Raw genomic sequence first — 1,285 nt, 5'->3', positions numbered from 1 at the left:
ACGTTCCATGGAGCATTTCCGTCGCTTAGGAATTGCAAATGATATTCGTGCTGCGGCAGCGCTAAAGCCCGAATGGTCCCAAGAAGTCAGCTTCTGTACAAGTTTATTAGGAAAAGAAATCGTACGTTTTGATGATACTTGGGCCATTTCTAGAGCGCCGAAAGAACTTTATTCCGAAGGTGGACAATCCATTCCTCAATTTACACTAGAAGAAGTACTTCGTGAAAAAGTAAGCGAGTCAGAAAATATTCGCTTTGCAACTGGTTGGGAATTTCTCAGCTTAACGCAAGATGATCATAAAGTAATAGCAGAGTTAAAAAGCGAAACAGGGGAGACAGTTACAGTTGAATCCTTGTTCTTAATTGGCTGTGATGGTGCACGTAGTATTGTCCGTCGTAGTATCGGCTTCGTTTATGAAGGAGGTGTAGAAACACGTAATAACTTCAATGTAGTGTTCAAAGCCCCAGGGTTAGCAGAGCAAGTAAAGCATGATCGTGCCATTCAATATTGGGTAGTAAACGATGTTGCACCAGGGCTAATGGGTCGTTTAGATCTAGATGAAACTTGGTGGATGATGATAATTGGTGTAGAGCAAGAAGATGGTGAAGCAAATCCGAAAAAATATATTCACAGCATGATCGGCGAAGAGGTGGAGGTAGAAGTACTCGCAACAGATGCATGGTCAGCACGTATGCTTCTTGCTAATCATTACCGTAACAAACGTGTATTTCTTGCAGGAGATGCAGCACACTTAAATCCACCATGGGGCGGTTTAGGCTTCAATACTGGTTTAGGTGACGCAGTAGATATCGCTTGGAAATTATCAGCTTTCTTACGTGGGTGGGGTGGGGAAGAGTTACTTGATTCATATGAAGAAGAACGCCGGCCAATTAGTGAACGTGTAATTAAAACAGCGACACATAACATGAAAACATTATCTTCTGACCTTGCGAAGTTTGAGACAAATGCAAAAGATGAATTGGAATCTCATAAGCAATTAGCGGATCATATTTATGAAACAAAAAAAATGGAGTTTCATAGTTTAGGTTTAGTGTTGGGTTATCAATATGATCAATCATCCATTATTGTGGATGATTGGGCTGAGTGGCCAGAAGAATCGGTTATTCATTATGTGCCAACTTCACGTCCAGGTGCTCGTTTACCTCATACTTGGTTAGGAGAAGATCATTCTATTTTTGATCAATTAGGTCCATATTTCACCTTACTACGTTTTGATAGCTCGCTTGATATACATGCGTTTGAAAAAGTAGCAGCAGAGCGTAAT

1 protein-coding gene is annotated in these 1,285 nt (G+C 40.9%); it reads left to right on the top strand.

What is annotated here, in order from left to right:
* The coding region (locus ACIQYS_RS22405; protein ID WP_402985254.1) for an FAD-dependent monooxygenase at positions 1–1,285 on the top strand (1,285 nt) is incomplete at both ends.

Origin of the sequence: Psychrobacillus sp. NPDC096426 (assembly GCF_044762745.1) — a bacterium.
Lineage (GTDB): Bacteria > Bacillota > Bacilli > Bacillales_A > Planococcaceae > Psychrobacillus.
The sequence above is the reverse complement of the archived record's forward strand: the minus strand, read 5'-3'. Positions and strand labels throughout refer to the sequence as shown.